We start from the raw sequence: 16021 nt of genomic DNA on the forward strand, positions 1-16021 counted from the left end.
ATCCTAAAGTGACAGCCGAAGCCGTCTTTTAAACCAAAACCAGGTGGTTTTGGTTGTTATACGGTATTAGCACCTGTTTCCAAGTGTTATCCCCTACTTCAAGGGCAGGTTACCCACGTGTTACTCACCAGTTCGCCACTCGTCTCAATGTTAAATCTTTCAAGTGCAAGCACCTAAAATCTTTAACCAAGACGCGTTCGACTTGCATGTATTAGGCACGCCGCCAGCGTTCGTCCTGAGCCAGGATCAAACTCTCATCTTAAATGGTTTAAAATGATAAGCCTGTGATAGCTCATGATTTAAAATTTATTATTTGTTTTACGAATTGACTTCGCAAATGTTTGGTTTCAATTTCGAAAAATTGAAACGCCCTGCACATTTGTTTGTCGAAAATTTTGTTCAGTTTTCAAAGGTCTACATTGAAACACAAACATTTTTGCCGAATCAATTAAAATTGTTCGCTTATTTAAATCCTTGTGTCCCTTGCCTCAACAGCAAGAATAATTATATAACAGCCAATCTTCTAAGTCAACAAAAACTTTTTAATTAGCAATTGGTATATGTGTTCATGTCATTGAAGCAACGAATAATATACTATCAGCTATTTGGACCTAGGTCAACAGGTAATTTGAAAATAACTCAATAAATTGACACGGACAAAGGTTAAAGATTGTTAATGCCCGGAGCTAATCCGCCCACTAATGGGCTTTAACCTGTATACTTGCTATTGAAATCTTAGCGAAAGGAACTATCATCACTTGAAGAAAATTGTAATTATAGATGCCAAAAGATCAGCTATCGGCAAATTAAATGGCTCATTATCTTCATTAACTGCTGAACAACTCGGGTCAACAATCACCCGCACCCTACTTAAAGACACCGGCATTTCCGGCGACCAAGTTGATCAAGTTATCTTTGGCAACGCTATTCAGGCTGGAAATGGTCAAAATATTGCCCGGCAAATTGAATTGAATAGTCAAATTCCAGAAAGCAAAACTGCTTTTACAGTCAATCAGGTCTGCGGTTCAGGACTCCAGGCAATTCATCAAGCCCAATCCGCATTACTTCTCGGCGAAGCAGATACCGTCATCGCCGGTGGAACCGAAAGCATGTCAAATGTTCCTTACTTGGATATGTCGCAAAGAAAAACAACCAAGTTTGGGCCGGTCATACTATATGATGGTCTGCAGCGAGACGGGCTGAATGATTCAGCGACAAATGAGCCAATGGGAATGACGGCTGAAAATGTTGCCGATCAATACCATGTCTCACGTCAAGAACAAGACGCATTCGCATTACGATCACACCAGCTTGCTGCCCACGCCACTGAACAACATTATTTTGAGAATGAAATTGTTCCAATTGAAATCAATCAAGGTCAATCACCTCACATCGTTACCACAGATGAATCCATTCGATTCGATACCAGTTTAGAAAAGCTGTCCACACTTCGACCTGCTTTTAAACCTGATGGCACAGTGACCGCCGGCAACAGTGCACCGCTAAATGATGGTGCTTCTGCCCTGCTGATGATGACTGCTGATCAAGCAAACCAATCGGGGCTTTCTCCAATGGCCGAAGTGCTGGGTTACGCCGAGCGCGGCATTAACCCGGAAGTGATGGGATACGCCCCTTACCTGGCCATTAATAAATTAGTTACCCAGCTTGATATGTCGGTCAACGACATCGACCTTTACGAAATCAATGAAGCCTTCGCCGCGCAATCGGTCGCGGTTGTTCGTGATTTGGGAATTTCACTGAGCAAAGTCAATGTCAATGGCGGGGCACTGGCACTGGGCCATCCGCTTGGTGACTCCGGTGCCCGCATCGTCACAACCCTACTGCACAACCTGCGCAGAACCAATCAGGAATTTGGGATTGCTTCTCTTTGCATGGGTGGCGGTATGGGATCTGCTCTCGCAATCAAACTTCTATAATCATAAAAAAGAGGACCGTAGACAAGCCCGCTCACACGGCGTTTGTCCCACGATCCTATTTATTTTTAGTCAATTTTAGCCCGCTCATTGTCGGGCAGCGTATCTTTAAAAGAAGATTGATAGAGCCAATAATACACTTGCTTGGTGGCTTTTGACATCTCCGCGTACGATGGGTTGATTGCTTTGACTTCCGGATAGACCCGCATTAAATGGCTAAAAGCACTGAAGCTTCCAGCAGTAGACATCCCGTCATAATCCTTCTTTCCCCGTTCAACCAGACCGATTAATTGGTCAACTTGGAATCGAGCAAGCGCATCAATGTAGTCAAAGAGTGTGGCTTCGACTTGAAGACTTGGTTCAAGCACTTTTCGCGGTGTCGTATACTGCCCAGCCGCAATTTGTTCCAGCAGCCGATTTCTAGTCATTGTATATGGAACCATCAAGGTAGTGAGAAAAATATTCTGGAGAATCTGATGAGTCGTTTCAAAAATCCCATAAGCAACTTTGACTGTTTCACCACGATCATTCACCTGGGGCCGATCGTTTTCCAGTACGCGACTATAACGCAGTTGATAGTTTTGGTGTTTGGCGTTTCTGGCGCTAGCGGCATTGCTTAAGTTCAGCACAGCCAACTTTTCTGCCAGATCGGCTCCTGACGTGGGCAAATTCAGATAATTGCCGATGGCTTCAATCGCCGTTTGGGTCTTTTCAAGGACTGTTTCTTGGTAGGTTGCACTTGTAGCAGCGGCGCCCACCAAATCAGGATTCGCCTGATTGAATTTTGCATCAATCAAAGCATCCAGCCCAATTGACCCTAATGCATTGAGCATCCCCGCCAACGTGTGGTTCACAAACAAATTGATGTCTTCTGTCAGTGAAACTTTGCCGATTGTGTTTGTCATCATTTTTGGTAAATCCTGTTCATCACTAAAATCGTCTTCATTATAGGAGTAATTTCCAAGCAGTGGCTGATCAACGTCTCCGATCGGCTGGTTGTTTAAAAAGCCATCGCTGATCTCTTTAGCAACGCCCACGGCAATCGCCTGATCAACGGCAGATGGCTTTGTCGTTTGATTGTTAACCACTTCAAATGGCGAAGCACCATCCATATAGCCATTCACGTGGTCGAACCACTGGCTAACCAGTGTCTGCTGCTGATTTAAATCCAAGTTTTGTAAGGCGGAATTAATTCGGTAAACCACCCCACCAGCTCCGGCAATTGCCCGAACAAATTGAATGACCGCTGTTTTATAGCCAAGAATGTACTTGTCAGGCGCCTGGCTCTGGCTTAAATAATCAGAAAATTGGGTGCCGGCTGCCCGGTTGACGACCGAACTGTCATCATCGCCGGTTGCCCACAACGACATATAGTTAAATTGATCAATGCTGACATGTTTTAAGTCCTTGGCAGCTGCCAAATAGCCCATCTGCATTGGTTTGGACATTTTAAATTCTGCTAATGAAACACTTGGCTGCAATGGACCAGGTAGAAATGACCGCAATCCCCGGGTAATGCCCTCGGAATAAATTGAGCTTTTCGCATATGTGTTTTCTCCCAAAACTTTTGAAGTCAACAGCCCCAACATGCTGAGTATTGTTTGTTGTTTCGAACGGGTATCGGAATTTTTTGCCGATGCACTGACTTTATTCATTTCGAAACCACCCCCTAGTATTACACCTATAATATCATAAACGATCGCAAATCATTGCGACCCAATGGGGAATTTACCACTCTGTAACATTTTAAATCACAGGCGTTATTTTTGTGATTCGCCAAAAATCTCTGTATGCTTATAGTAGAGATAAGGAAAGGGTGTGAAACTAATGGGAAATCTAAAAAACAAGTCCGATGAAGTCATCGGCAAAGTCAAAGAAACCGTTGGCGACGTAACCGGAAACGATAAGTTAAAGTTAAAGGGCAAGGCTCAGAAGACATCTGGGAAAGCCAAAGACAAGGTTGAAGATGCCAAGGAAAAAGCATCGGAAAAAGTTAACGATGCCTTAGACGACAAAGAATAAATCCCACTTAATTATAAGAAACCCGATACCTGCAAGCTACGTGGTATCGGGTTTTGAGTTAGAAAATGAGAAAGTAAAACTTTTTACATCTTTTGTATTGCATGGTAAATCATATTGTTCTATAATTCACTCTCGTGTTATTTTGATCTAATCAATTGAATTAGAAATATGAATAGGGATGTGAATCAAAATGTCAGCAACTTACTTACGTCAAGCAACCAATCAAGACCTCCCAGAAATTAAAAAAATTATTGAAGAAGCAAAAGCCTACCTTAAAAAACAGGGTATCGACCAGTGGCAGGACGGCTATCCTGCTACTGAAGACCTGGAGTTCGACGTTAATAACGGTATCACCTATGTCTTAATCATAGATGGAAAAATTGCCGGAACCGCAGCTCTTCACCAGGGACTGGATGTCAACTACCTCAACATTCACGATGGCGAGTGGGTCAACGGCGTTCATGGCCGCTACACTGCCATTCATCGAATCGCGATGTCATCAAATTTCCGTGGCCAACATCTGTCAGAAAAGATGATCAGCGGACTGATCACCATTTCCGGCGTCTTCGGCTACAAAGATATCCGAATTGATACCCATCCCGATAATTTGGGGATGCAGCACGTGATTACCACTAATGGGTTCACTAAACGCGGCACAATTTACATGGCTGAAACAGATACCGAAGCATCCCCTCGTTACGCCTACCAACTGGTTATTGGGTAACCAGCCAATTTGGGGTACAATGTGGTTAATGAGGTGATAATATGGCACAAGATGATGCTGCCGTAAAGACCGCACTAATCATCATGTACGTTATCGGCGTGGTTTGTCTGGGAATTACCTTCTTCCTGCTCGATAAAGTCAATGGAAAATGGTTTACCAAGTTCTCAGTCGGCCTGGCCGGTGTGATTCTGGTAATGGGAATTATCTTAGTCAATGTGATTAATCTAAATTAAATATTGGCACCAATCATGTGTTGGTTCCGGAATTTACACAAAACAAGCGACCATTCCAATTGTTGGGATAGCCGCTTGTTTTGTTTTTTTTTAAGTTAAATTTGCTTAAATGCCTGATCCAAATCAGCAACCAAGTCATCAGCGTCTTCCAATCCAACTGATAACCGGATCAATTCATCCTTAATCCCCATTTTCAGCCGCTCTGGCTTGGGGATTTCGAAGTGTGACATAAATGCCGGCGCTTCGACCAAGCTTTCAGCAGCACCCAAGCTAACCGCCAAAATGATGAGTTGAAGACTATTGACAAACTTGGCGGCGTCTAATCCGGGCTGAAGCTCAAAGGAGAGCACCCCGCCGGCACCCTTGGCTTCATCACTGACAATCTGGTAATCCTGACTGCCCTTATCAACAGTTGGGTAGTAAATTTTGGCAACTTTAGGATTATCCTGCAGGTAGGTGATGATTTTCTCGGCATTTTGAATATGCCGATCCATCCGAATGTTTAAGGTCTGAATACCACGGCGAAGTAAATTGGCTTCTTGAGGTGCCAAGACCGCGCCAATTGTGTTTTGAATCGCATAAATTTGATCACTTAACTCTTTGGTTTTGGTCACGATCATCCCAGCCGTAAAATCAGAGTGACCGCCCAAATACTTGGTAGCGGAATGAAGTACCACATCTGCCCCGAGGTCTCACGGCCGCTGGAGATAGGGTGTCAAAAAGGTATTATCGACAACCACCAAAGCATCGTGGTCGTGAGCAATTTGCGCAATCTGCTTAACGCTTGAAACTTTGAGCAGTGGGTTAGTCACCGGCTCAAAGTAGACACCTTTGGTATTGGATTTAAAAGCCGCCGCAACCGCATCGACATCTTGGGTATCAACTTCGGTAGATTCCAGTCCACGTGGTTTTAAAAAATCATTCACCAACCGGAAAGTGCCCCCGTAGATATTATCGCCGATAATCAGGTGATCGCCGGGCTTAAACAGTGCTAGTGCCGCATGAATGGCAGCCATCCCACTTGAAAAGGCAAAGCCGCGGTCACCATTTTCCAGCTGGGCACAAACGTCTTCAACGGCATCTCGAGTTGGGTTGCCGGAACGTTCATAGTCCCATTTAACATCCGCCCCCAGCTTGGGGTAGCGAAAAGTTGATGAATTATAGATTGGCACGTTAACGGCACCGGTAGAATTGTCGTTAGGACGGCCGCCGCGAACCAGTAATGTATTAAATTTAACCATTAAAAAATCTCCTATCTCTCTAAAGTGGTGAGGTTACTCAACGGGAACTAATTGATCTGATGATAACAGATACAGGTACTTCTTTGAAACCGGCTGGGAAAGAATTTGTTCCAAGGCAGTTGCGTATAGCCGGATTTGGCCCTCATAACGCTCTCGAATCGTGTTGATCGTTGTCTTGGGCGTCAGTCGATCAGTCTTATAATCGAACAACACGACGCCTTGCTCCGACTCAACGTAGCCGTCAATAATTCCGTGAATTAAGATCTGTTGTTGATCATCTTGGTCAAAATCCTTGAAGGCATTCTTAGCCTTCATCAAAAGGGAAAACGGCACTTCGCGGTAAGTCGTATCTGGATTGGCCACAACAACCATGCCGACCGGGCTTGCATAAAATCTCAGAATGCCATCTACGTTAATTTCTTGGGCAACGTTCTCCTGGAGAATGCCCGCCTTAACCAGGTTGGCAATCAGTTCCACAACATTGGCTTTGGTTGGCCGCTGATGTAAATCAACCTGCTGTAAAACCAAGTGGGTCGCCGTTCCGATTTCAGTTGGTGCCGGCTTACGGGTGCCATTTTCTGAGATGAATTTGGGCGTTGCCAGACTTGGTTGGGTATATCGACCAGGTTTGATCAGCTGATCACTGTCAATCAGCGAATAGTTGCCCAACTGGACATTGTCAGGATCATCAAACAATCGCTTAATTTCAGAAACGGACTGATACGCGGTGGTGCGGGTTGCGGCCTGATGCGGATAATGAAAATTCATGACGGCTTTAATCTGCCGACGATTAACGTCCGAGACCGGCTCAGCCTGAGCCTGCTGATCGATCCATGCCTTGGGATCAATGGTTGCTTGGCCTGCCTGTTTCTTTCCTGCAACCACCTTCGCATTGTCATAAAAGTCTAAGTGAAGCTCGCTTTGGTCATTGGCAAGCAAGTTAACGACTTGCCCACCGCCATAGCGCTTAACCACATCATGGTGTCTCGAAATTGCCGGGCCAATCCAGTCCAAATAGCTTTTGGCACTGTTGCGTTCAGCCATCGGCAATAAGATCGCTGATTCATCCGTCTTTGACTGCCAGCTTTCAACGATCGACTGCATATCCAACGTCGATTTTTTAGCCCCGCCTTTCCCTGGATCAACTTTACCAACCAGGAAAAGCCGCTGTTCGGCCCTAGTCAGGGCAACGTATAGTTTCCGCATCTCTTCAGACAAACCGGCATTCTTGGTCACGTCCAGCACGGCCTGGCGCTGCAAGGGTTCTTGAATCTCTCGGGTGTTGGTGTCCAAATAGGAGATCCCAATTCCCAGATGATCGTTTAACACCGCTCTTCCCATAGTGTCCTGCTGGTTAAATTGCTTCCCAATATCATTCAAGAAAACAATTGGAAACTGCAGCCCCTTGCTCCCGTGAATCGTCATCACGTGGACCATATTGTCAGAGGTATTCGGTACCGCCGTCGCTAAATCGTCATCCCTAGCCTGCATTCGTTCAATAAACAGTACGAATCTGAATAACCCCTTAAAACCATTTTTCTCATAGTCAAAGGCCCGTTCGTACAAAGCATGCAGGTTGGTCTGACGCTGATAGCCGCCTGGCATCCCGCCCACATAATCCAAATACCCAGTCTGGTTGTAGATGTCCCAAATTAAGGCAACCAAGCCGTCTTGGCGGGCAACATTTTTAAAATGATCCAACTGCTTGAATAAGGTATCGATTAACGGATAGATGGCCTGGGCATATTGGTTGGGCTCAGAGTTTTGATAATCCCGGTAAAACTTCAATACCGACTCATAATAATTCCCAGTCTTTTGATTAATCCGCAAATAGGCCAGCTGATTCTCGTCGAGGCCAACGACCGGTGACCGCAACACCGCCACCAAAGGAATATCTTGATAGGGATTGTCGATAATCGACAGCAGGGACAGCATCACCTGAATTTCGGTCGTTTTCAGATAGCTCTTGGTACCGGTAATTTCAGCCGGAATGCCATAATCTTTAAAAATTGAAGACATGGTAATCTGGCTGCCCCTGGTTGGTGAAATAACCGCGAAATCGCCGTAGTCAACTGGTCGATCGCCATCACCGTCTGCCACCCGCTCTTTTCCATCAACCATCTGGCGAATCTTTTGGGCAATGATTTCCACCTGACCAACGTCTGCGTCCATCACTTGATCATCAGGCAGTTCCTCATCTTCTGCCAACGGCTTTTTAGGACTATACAGCAGCACCGAAACGTCCGCATTCACATCTTTTGGATAATACTTGGCGCCAAACTGCAGCTTGGCGTCCGAATAGTCAATTTCGCCAACTTGCCGATCCATGATTTGTTCAAAAATGAGGTTGATGAAGTTATCGACGTTCTCGGTCGACCGAAAATTATCCGCCAATGTGATTAACTCGTTGTCATTGTCGGTTAATGAATAAGTACGTTGCTTATGAATGAACATCTGGGGGTCGGCAAGCCGGAATCGATAAATCGACTGTTTAGAATCTCCCACCATGAACCGATTACCACCGCCTTTTTTAGCCAATTTATTCAAAATAGCATCTTGAAGTCGGTTATTATCCTGATACTCATCGGTCATGATTTCATAGTATTGATGCCGCAGTTTTTCTTGGACTTGGCGGGCCTGTTGACTATCATCGTTCAAAATCCGGTAGGCAGCCTGCTCAATGTCGATAAATTCCATCAAGTGGCGTTGATGCTTAGTTGCCTCGTAAGCGGTTCGAAAATCTTTCACTGCCGAAATCAGTTTGGCCACCCGTTTTTTAGCAGCTGCCATCAGGTCAACGTTGGCCTGTTCACTCATGCCAAAGTATTTGCTGCAGAAGGCCCCAAAGTCTTTTTTGGTCTGCTGGTTGATCGCACTGATTTGTCCGTGAAACAGCTTTTGATCGCCCTTTGGCTTGGTCAGTCTCGGCAGCTTGGCAAATTCGAAGCTGGTTAGTGACTTGGAGACATCGTCAAATGATGAGCAGTTTGAAATTGCTTTTTGAAGGGCTTCAATGGATTCCAATTGGTCGGTGAAGACTTTTTCATCCTTATCCAGGCCACCGTTTTGGGCAAGTTTAATCATGTACTGATGATTAATTTTGAGCTTAGTGAAAGCTTCATCAATCTTTGGGGCAACGTTTCTCTGATAGAATTCACTGTCATACAGGGATTTACCGCCAAGATCATAAAACGCGGTCACGTCGTTCAGCCAGCCATCTGGATTATCAGTAACGTTGGCGAACTCATCCAATCGATAAATGAGCTCGGCCAGTCCATCATCACTGCGGTCGTTAGAGAAGTTCTCCGTCAGCCGGGCAAAGGAGCCGTCTTCATCACTGCCATAGAGATCTTCTCGAACAGCCCCCCACACTTGGTCTTTCAGCAGTTGCTTTTCGGTGTCATCGGCCAAAATGCGGAAATTGGGGTCAATCCCTAATAAATAGTAGTATCTCCCAACTAATTTCTGACAATAAGCATCCATTGTGGTAATATCAGCAACCGCCACCTTTTGAATTTGGGTCAGCAGTCGGCCCTTTTCGGCTTCTTTCGCCTGATTAAATTCTTCCCTCAAAGCTGCCTGAAGTCGTTGGCGCATCTCTTTGGCAGCGGCGTTGGTAAACGTCACCACGAGGAGTTGGTCGACGTCGACATGCTGATTTTTGATCATATCAATGATTCGATCAACCAAAACCCGCGTCTTGCCGGATCCCGCGGAAGCGGAAACCAGGACGTTGCCTTCCGGACGGTCTTTAATAGCTTTTAGCTGATCTGCCGTGTATTTAAATGCCATCGGACTTTTCCTCCCCTAATTTTTTCTTGATATCTTCAATCGAATCACTGTTCACTGGTCGGTACTGATTCTCAGGCAGGATTGGGTCAAAGTTCATGATTGATTTGTACGGCGTAAACTGCATCCCCGTTGTCTGCCCTTGCTTAAACGGCCACAGGCGAACATCACCAGCAAAAATCTTTTCGGCTGCATCGATGATCAATTTTTCTGTGTGGTTAAGAAAGGCATCCAGTTGCAATGGGTTAATCAGTGATTTTTTGCCAGTGTATCCCTTCGCCGTCTTTCTGATTGGGTAAATCGGTGAGAAGCCGCTATTAAGGTCTTCGTCCAGATGATCAATTAAGCCGGAATCGTCGACTAAAATGCCGTTATAGCGATGTTTCTTTAGCAGTGCGTCATCAAACGTGGCGTTCTTAATTTCATCGGGCTTGAAAACAGCATTATAAATGTGCAGATACAGGGCGCCGGCCAAAGCAACGTCTTTGTCATCGGGATTGAGCCGTTCCAAGTTGTGCTTTAAGACATCCAGATACGTCAACAGCTGCATCGAAATTCCGTCATAAGCCGCATTAAAATCAAACTTACGGTCAGAGGACTTGTAGTCAACAATGCCAAAGTAGCGCTTATCCTGGGTTGTCATTGAATCAATCCGGTCAATTCTCCCCCGCACTTTGACTTGGTGATGATCCGGCAAATCAAAGCTCAAGCCATTCAGCGCTTGCTTTTGATTGGGCTGGCCAAAAATCAGCTCAGTGTTTTGCGGCCGCATCGGCGTTAATTTCTGCTGATCACGTAAGGCCCGGACCATCTGCTGGATCGTTGCTTCCAGCTGCATTGAAATATACTGCATCCGATTGGAACTCGTCAGCACAACGTAGTCAAAGTTCTGGGGGTCATTGATAATCTTTTCCACGGTTTCTTTGACCAGGTCGCTGACATCTTGATCAGATAAGCTGGCCAAATCAATCTGTTGTTCATGAATCTGCTTGATAATCCGATCCATGGCATCATGGTAAAAGGTTCCCGTCGAAGCGGTTGATAGTTCGAACTTTGGCCGCTCCTGGAGTTTTAACCCATATTTGAGGAAATATTCATAGGGATTCTTATAGAAGGTTTCCAGCTGGGAAATTGAAATATTTAACTCGGACCCGTACAGATCCGTGATGATTTGGTCGTCTAATGACCGGGGCGCATTCGTATAATGAATACTTTTAAGCAGCTTAGCCGTCAGCTGGCTAACTTCCGGGTCCTGCCGCAAGGACTGCAGAATGGCAGCCCACCCGGCACTCAGGTCCTGATGAACATCAAAGTTGGCCTGAACGACTTGAATCAAATGATGAAGTGTCCCTCGTTTAGTTCCCACGTATGGCATCACATCGTGTTGTGCATCTGGAATGGCGGGATTATTGATAATCTTAAGGTTAAAGAAATGCTGAATTCGTGAAACATATGGTGAAAGTTTCACAGAAGATTCATCATTTAATTTGTTGGTGTAGGTGAAGATCAATTTATCGGAAGCAGTCATGAAGGCCAAATAATTTAAATAAGGTTCAAAGGCCATTTGAACCTCTGCTGGATCATTTAAATACTGATCGTCGCTTAGATTGCTTTGAAGCTGGTTAATATCGTCATCGCCAAAGAGATTTTCATTGACCAAACGATCCGGCATGTTGTCATCGTTGGCGCCAATCATGAAGGTGACCCGATAATCGTTCATCTGAACCATGCCACTTTCCGAGACACTGACCTGATCCAAGGTGGATGGAATTTGTGAGTAATCCGCCCCTTCAAAGCCGGCATAAATCAGTGACCAAAAATCACCCGGGACAAATGGCTTGTCACCTAGGATCTGGACGCACTCATCCAACAAAGAAGAAAATGTCCGCCAAACCTGTTCGATTTGGTTGGAACGATTCATATCCCCCTCCTCAGTCGCTTTATCCCGCCAGTCTTGGAGCCGATCAATAACGCCGGCGTTGACTAGAAATTGGTAGAGAATCTGAGCGGCTTCCCGGTTGGTTTGAGCCTTGAAAAATTGCTTGTAAAACCTAGGTAGCAAATCCCGGACCAAATGACGAATCACGTTAATTTTTCGTGAAATTGCCCGATCCTGGTCGCTAATTTTCGTCGTCGGCTGTTGCTCATCGTTATCAGGCAGCCAAACGTACTGCCAGTCTGCCTTTTGGGTCCACCGGCTGTCAGCGTAATCATTTTTCAGCACCAAATTATCGGTCAAAGAGACTGCTTGACGGTAATCGTCAATCGCCATCGGCTTACCATCAATCATTGGCAGGACTAATTCTGATTTTAAAAACCGCATGACGTCATCGTAACGATAATTGCGAGTCCGATTAGGGTCGTAGATGTCAAATAGCGCCGCTAACAGTTCTACTAGGGGATGATCGGCCATTGACTGCTGAATATCCTTAAAATAAGGTATCTGTTGCGTGGTGAAAACTGGCTCTAAAATGTTTTGATACGCGTCTAAGTGACGGGTCAAGATGAGAAAGTCCGAGTACCGGTATTTTCCGGTAGCGACCATTTGATGAATCTTTATAGCAACTTGATCCAGTTCTGAATAAAGGTTGTCAGCTTGATAAATCTGAACCGACTCCTGTGATAGTTGGTCAGGTAATTGATGACTGCCCAGGCCGCTGGAAGTAATCCAGTAATCTTCTAGTTTGTGGATATCTTCAGAGATCCGTGGTCGATCTGCCATTACCGCCTTTAGGTAAGGCACCCGGTTGTCAGCTGCAAACCGATACAGCTGGTTGAATAATTTAGCAGACTGGAAAAAAATATTCGGCTGTTCGGGAAGTTCCGTTGGGTATGGTCGATCTAACGTTAATGAAACTGTCGTTGAAGCAGATTGAGCAATTAATGTTTGAACCAGTCCACATTCCTGTGCAGTGAACTTGGAGAAACCGTCAATATAGATGTGATAGTCACTCAAATCAATATCCCGAAGTTTCGTGCTCAGTAGATTCAAGACGGTATGACTGTCAAAATAGTTCTCAGAAACCCGCTTGACGTACTGCGAATAAATCAGTGAAAAATCATGCAGCTTATCGCGAAGATCATTGGTAATCGTGCTGTCTGGGCGCTGCAGCATTTCAAGCAGGTCCTCAGGCAACACATTACCGGCCTGCATTTCGGCAATTTGTTCGGCAATCTGATCGATAAACCCAGGATTGTGAATTTCGTGGGCGAATAGCACCAATTGATCTTTATGATCGACAATAATTTGGTACAGCAGCATATTAATACCGGCACTGCTGATTCGCTGCTTTTGATACTCCGGCGTGTTGCGGAGGAAGAACCATGCTAATCGAGTAAAGGATAATACCTGAACATCACTTTGAGCAGTGGTGATTTGGTTGGGGTCACCAAGTTGTTTTAAAATGCTCACTTCTGATTCGAACTTAATGTGGTTAGGAACCAAATAGAAAAACTGGTCGTTTGGCTTGTCTGATTTTTGCTGCTGCAGAATCTCAATCATTTTAGCTTGATGATCAAGACCTGCCTGACCTAAAACAAACTGAAGGGTCACTGCTCTCACCTCTTTAAAATTAATTTAATTTTACCATAGTCCACTCGGCCTGCTCAGTGAAGATGAGTACGAACTTTTTAATTGAATTGTAGTACTGATTGCGCTCTCCACAAGGGATCGGGGATTCATCAAAATCCCTTGTGAATTCCCAGGGCGTTATCATTGAACATTAATAAAAAGGGTCTATTATGAATGTTGGATGTAGATTACATCCATCTATTTGACCTAAATGAAAGCTTTATGCTTGCATTGATCTTGTTAGAGAGCCTACCAGTGCAATTCCACGATTAAGTATCGGAAGCACGAATTTACGATCTACCCCCAATATATCTTTCAAGTTCAAATACTGATAGGCCCTACTCCTAATAACGCCCGGTGAATTCCGGGTGTACATACAGAACAGAGTGCGAAACAGACCGGTTAGCTTCTGAGCATTTATTTAACAATGAGTTTTGATGCGCTTTTTGCATCAAGACTCAATGTTGGATAAAGCGGAGGAAGCTGGTCTGTGTAGCACATTTCGACAGAGCGCGACGAGGGCTGGTTGGCCCGGTTTCCAAGGGTACTTTGATTGAAGTCCCTAGGCTTGGGGCTTTAATCAAAGTACCCTTGGAAGTTAGGGTCTGGCCCGTCGGAGCGTATTTTAAAAGCCGAAGGGATCTCAAAAGGACCTAACAAACGTGTCCTTGGCCAAATGTAACATAGTGGACACAGTTTCCAAAGTAGCCCAGAAACAGAAAACGTAACAAGTAAGCGAGGCAGATTGTTACCTAGCCATCCAAAGCGTTTTTGATGAAGCAACAATTGAACAACAACACCGCAAACGATACAAAAAGGTCGGAACGAAGCTGAATGCTTTGCTCCGGCCTTTCCGTCTTCTCAATATTGCTGAGCTAAAAACTAACTGCTAATCCCCCCACACTTCATAAATAATTAACCTTCACAATGTTTGTATTCAAAATCATAATATGCTTAAATACACCATATAGAAAGCGCATGGCAGCAGTTTTGTTATCGCTTACAAAAATGAGCTTTCTTTGAAAATAATCTTGTGAATGAAGGCCGTTAGAGTCCATAGGGGGATAAAAATTATGGCAAGAATCGCAATTGTTACTGGTGCCGGTCAAGGTATCGGTGAAGGAATCGCTCGTCAGCTGTCACAAGACGGCTTGACGGTTGCAGTTGCTGACATGAATGAGCAAAATGCGAACAAAGTTGCTGAAGCCATTGGGAACAACGCCAAAGGCTACTATGTTGATGTTTCCAAGAAGCAAAGTGTCTTTGACTTGATCGATCAAGTCGTTGCTGATTATGGTCAGCTGAATGTTTTGGTTAACAATGCCGGAATTGCCAAAATCGGCACGATTCTCGATGTCAAAGAAGAAGACTTTGACCAAATTATGGCGGTTAATATCAAAGGTGTTTTGTTTGGTATGCAAGCAGCCGCAACCCAATTTAAGAAACAAGGCACCGGCGGGAAAATTATCAGTGCGTCATCGATCGCCGGACATCAAGGATTCGAGTTGCTTGGGCCGTACTCCGCAACTAAATTTGCTGTTCGGGGCCTCACGCAAGTAGCTGCTCAGGAGCTCGCCAAAGACAAAATCACGGTCAATAGTTACGCACCTGGAATTGTACTCACTAAGATGTGGGACCAAATTGATGCAGAAATGGCTAAGATCTACAACGTTCCAATTGGTGAAACACTGCAAAAGAACATTGATAGTATTGCACTTGGCCGTGGCGAAACCCCAGCAGACGTCGCCAACCTGGTCTCATTCTTGGCAGATCCAAAGTCCGACTACATTACTGGCCAGACGATTATCGTCGATGGTGGTATTCAGTTTGTTTGATATTGTCATTTGATCACTTGGATCAGCCGGTCGTTGCAGGCAAAATCCAGGTCGATAATGATCGTCAAAAAGCGCCAAAACACATCAGTCGAACACCCGTGTTTTGGCGCTTTTCGTTTGCCCAGGCATTTACGAGGCTGGGGCAAAAATAATTATTGTTCCCCCCGTACTTGATTATTTCAAATGTTTCATAGCAGAAACGTGGGAATTAAAGCAGTTTCCGGCCATATAAGCCAGCAATCCAAATATCCAAACCCAGGATATTCGGATTGCTGGCTTATATTCTGGAAACTAACCGCTTTAAGTCCCACTGTCATTTACGCCCGCACCTTATTTTCTTCCATCACTTTATTGGTATAAAACTCCAAGTCATCCACTGCCTGCTCATCCTGGTCCCCCTGAGTCGTCAGAGTGTGCAGGTTTTGCTGGGCAACCGCCCAATAAACCAAGTTGGTTGTAATTGGCAAAATGTCTCGAATGACATGAAAGTCAAAGTTCTCACTATTTGTCGATTTCATTTTCAAAAAGTTGTTCCAGTCAGTCACCATGTTAACGCCACTGTGTTCTTTTTTTGAAATTGCCGAAATAATGACGAAGTGAGAATTCCGGTTTGCTTCTTCCAACTGATTTTTTAACTGCTGGATTTGTTCTGCTTCAAGTTTAATTGCCATC

9 protein-coding genes, 1 rRNA gene and 1 pseudogene are annotated in these 16021 nt (G+C 44.8%); 5 read left to right on the plus strand and 6 right to left on the minus strand.

Annotation, left to right across the window (positions count from 1 at the left end):
• Nucleotides 1–262: ribosomal RNA gene (locus LPKJCM_RS06960) — 16S ribosomal RNA — on the minus strand; the annotation flags it as partial.
• Between the two features lie 496 nt (nucleotides 263–758).
• On the opposite strand from LPKJCM_RS06960, the gene LPKJCM_RS06965 reads away from it, so the two are divergent.
• A complete protein-coding gene (locus LPKJCM_RS06965) occupies nucleotides 759–1937 on the plus strand; it encodes a thiolase family protein (RefSeq protein WP_057961468.1) in 1179 nt (392 codons plus the stop codon).
• Nucleotides 1938–2002: 65 nt separating this feature from the next.
• Here LPKJCM_RS06965 and LPKJCM_RS06970 read toward each other — a convergent pair whose 3' ends face one another.
• Nucleotides 2003–3589 carry a hypothetical protein gene (locus LPKJCM_RS06970; protein ID WP_057961467.1) on the minus strand — a complete coding sequence of 529 codons (1587 nt, stop codon included), beginning with the start codon at nucleotides 3587–3589 and terminating at the stop codon, nucleotides 2003–2005.
• 172 nt (nucleotides 3590–3761) lie between these two features.
• Here LPKJCM_RS06970 and LPKJCM_RS06975 point away from each other — a divergent pair, with 172 nt between their 5' ends.
• The 3 genes from LPKJCM_RS06975 (at nucleotide 3762) to LPKJCM_RS06985 (ending at nucleotide 4913) form a co-directional block, all read left to right on the plus strand.
• Nucleotides 3762–3956 carry a CsbD family protein gene (locus LPKJCM_RS06975; protein ID WP_057961466.1) on the plus strand — a complete coding sequence of 65 codons (195 nt, stop codon included), beginning with the start codon at nucleotides 3762–3764 and terminating at the stop codon, nucleotides 3954–3956.
• Between the two features lie 190 nt (nucleotides 3957–4146).
• A complete protein-coding gene (locus LPKJCM_RS06980; protein ID WP_057961465.1) occupies nucleotides 4147–4680 on the plus strand; it encodes a GNAT family N-acetyltransferase in 534 nt (177 codons plus the stop codon).
• 41 nt (nucleotides 4681–4721) lie between these two features.
• Nucleotides 4722–4913: a hypothetical protein gene (locus tag LPKJCM_RS06985; RefSeq protein ID WP_057961464.1), complete on the plus strand. Its 192-nt coding sequence runs from the start codon at nucleotides 4722–4724 to the stop codon at nucleotides 4911–4913.
• Nucleotides 4914–5008: 95 nt separating this feature from the next.
• Here LPKJCM_RS06985 and LPKJCM_RS06990 read toward each other — a convergent pair.
• The 3 genes and pseudogenes from LPKJCM_RS06990 to LPKJCM_RS07000 all read right to left on the minus strand — a co-directional run bounded on the left by LPKJCM_RS06990 (nucleotide 5009) and on the right by LPKJCM_RS07000 (nucleotide 13496).
• Nucleotides 5009–6154 (minus strand): annotated as a pseudogene (locus tag LPKJCM_RS06990) (trans-sulfuration enzyme family protein).
• 33 nt (nucleotides 6155–6187) lie between these two features.
• Nucleotides 6188–9946 (minus strand): helicase-exonuclease AddAB subunit AddA, encoded by a 3759-nt coding sequence (gene addA / locus LPKJCM_RS06995; protein ID WP_057961463.1) that lies wholly within the window; start codon nucleotides 9944–9946, stop codon nucleotides 6188–6190.
• Entirely contained in the window at nucleotides 9936–13496 is a 3561-nt protein-coding gene (locus tag LPKJCM_RS07000) for a PD-(D/E)XK nuclease family protein (RefSeq protein ID WP_057961462.1), read from the minus strand. The genes addA and LPKJCM_RS07000 overlap by 11 nt, the downstream gene beginning before the upstream one ends.
• 1091 nt (nucleotides 13497–14587) lie before the next feature.
• Here LPKJCM_RS07000 and LPKJCM_RS07005 point away from each other — a divergent pair.
• On the plus strand, nucleotides 14588–15349 hold the full coding sequence (locus LPKJCM_RS07005) for an acetoin reductase (RefSeq protein WP_057961461.1): 762 nt from the start codon (nucleotides 14588–14590) through the stop codon (nucleotides 15347–15349).
• 317 nt (nucleotides 15350–15666) lie between these two features.
• Here LPKJCM_RS07005 and LPKJCM_RS07010 read toward each other — a convergent pair whose 3' ends face one another.
• Complete coding sequence (locus LPKJCM_RS07010; protein WP_057961460.1) at nucleotides 15667–16020, minus strand: hypothetical protein; 354 nt, start codon at nucleotides 16018–16020, stop codon at nucleotides 15667–15669.
• Nucleotide 16021 lies beyond the last annotated feature (1 nt).

It is taken from the genome of Lentilactobacillus parakefiri, assembly GCF_002157585.1.
Classification (GTDB): domain Bacteria; phylum Bacillota; class Bacilli; order Lactobacillales; family Lactobacillaceae; genus Lentilactobacillus; species Lentilactobacillus parakefiri.

What these genes read in the sequence shown, in the direction of transcription:
- LPKJCM_RS07010 (WP_057961460.1), bottom strand. Translation starts at nt 16,020, where the DNA reads ATGGCAATTAAACTTGAAGCAGAACAAATCCAGCAGTTAAAAAATCAG.
- LPKJCM_RS06985 (WP_057961464.1), top strand. Translation starts at nt 4,722, where the DNA reads ATGGCACAAGATGATGCTGCCGTAAAGACCGCACTAATCATCATGTAC.
- LPKJCM_RS06975 (WP_057961466.1), top strand. Translation starts at nt 3,762, where the DNA reads ATGGGAAATCTAAAAAACAAGTCCGATGAAGTCATCGGCAAAGTCAAA.
- LPKJCM_RS07005 (WP_057961461.1), top strand. Translation starts at nt 14,588, where the DNA reads ATGGCAAGAATCGCAATTGTTACTGGTGCCGGTCAAGGTATCGGTGAA.
- LPKJCM_RS06980 (WP_057961465.1), top strand. Translation starts at nt 4,147, where the DNA reads ATGTCAGCAACTTACTTACGTCAAGCAACCAATCAAGACCTCCCAGAA.
- LPKJCM_RS06970 (WP_057961467.1), bottom strand. Translation starts at nt 3,589, where the DNA reads ATGAATAAAGTCAGTGCATCGGCAAAAAATTCCGATACCCGTTCGAAA.
- addA (WP_057961463.1), bottom strand. Translation starts at nt 9,946, where the DNA reads ATGGCATTTAAATACACGGCAGATCAGCTAAAAGCTATTAAAGACCGT.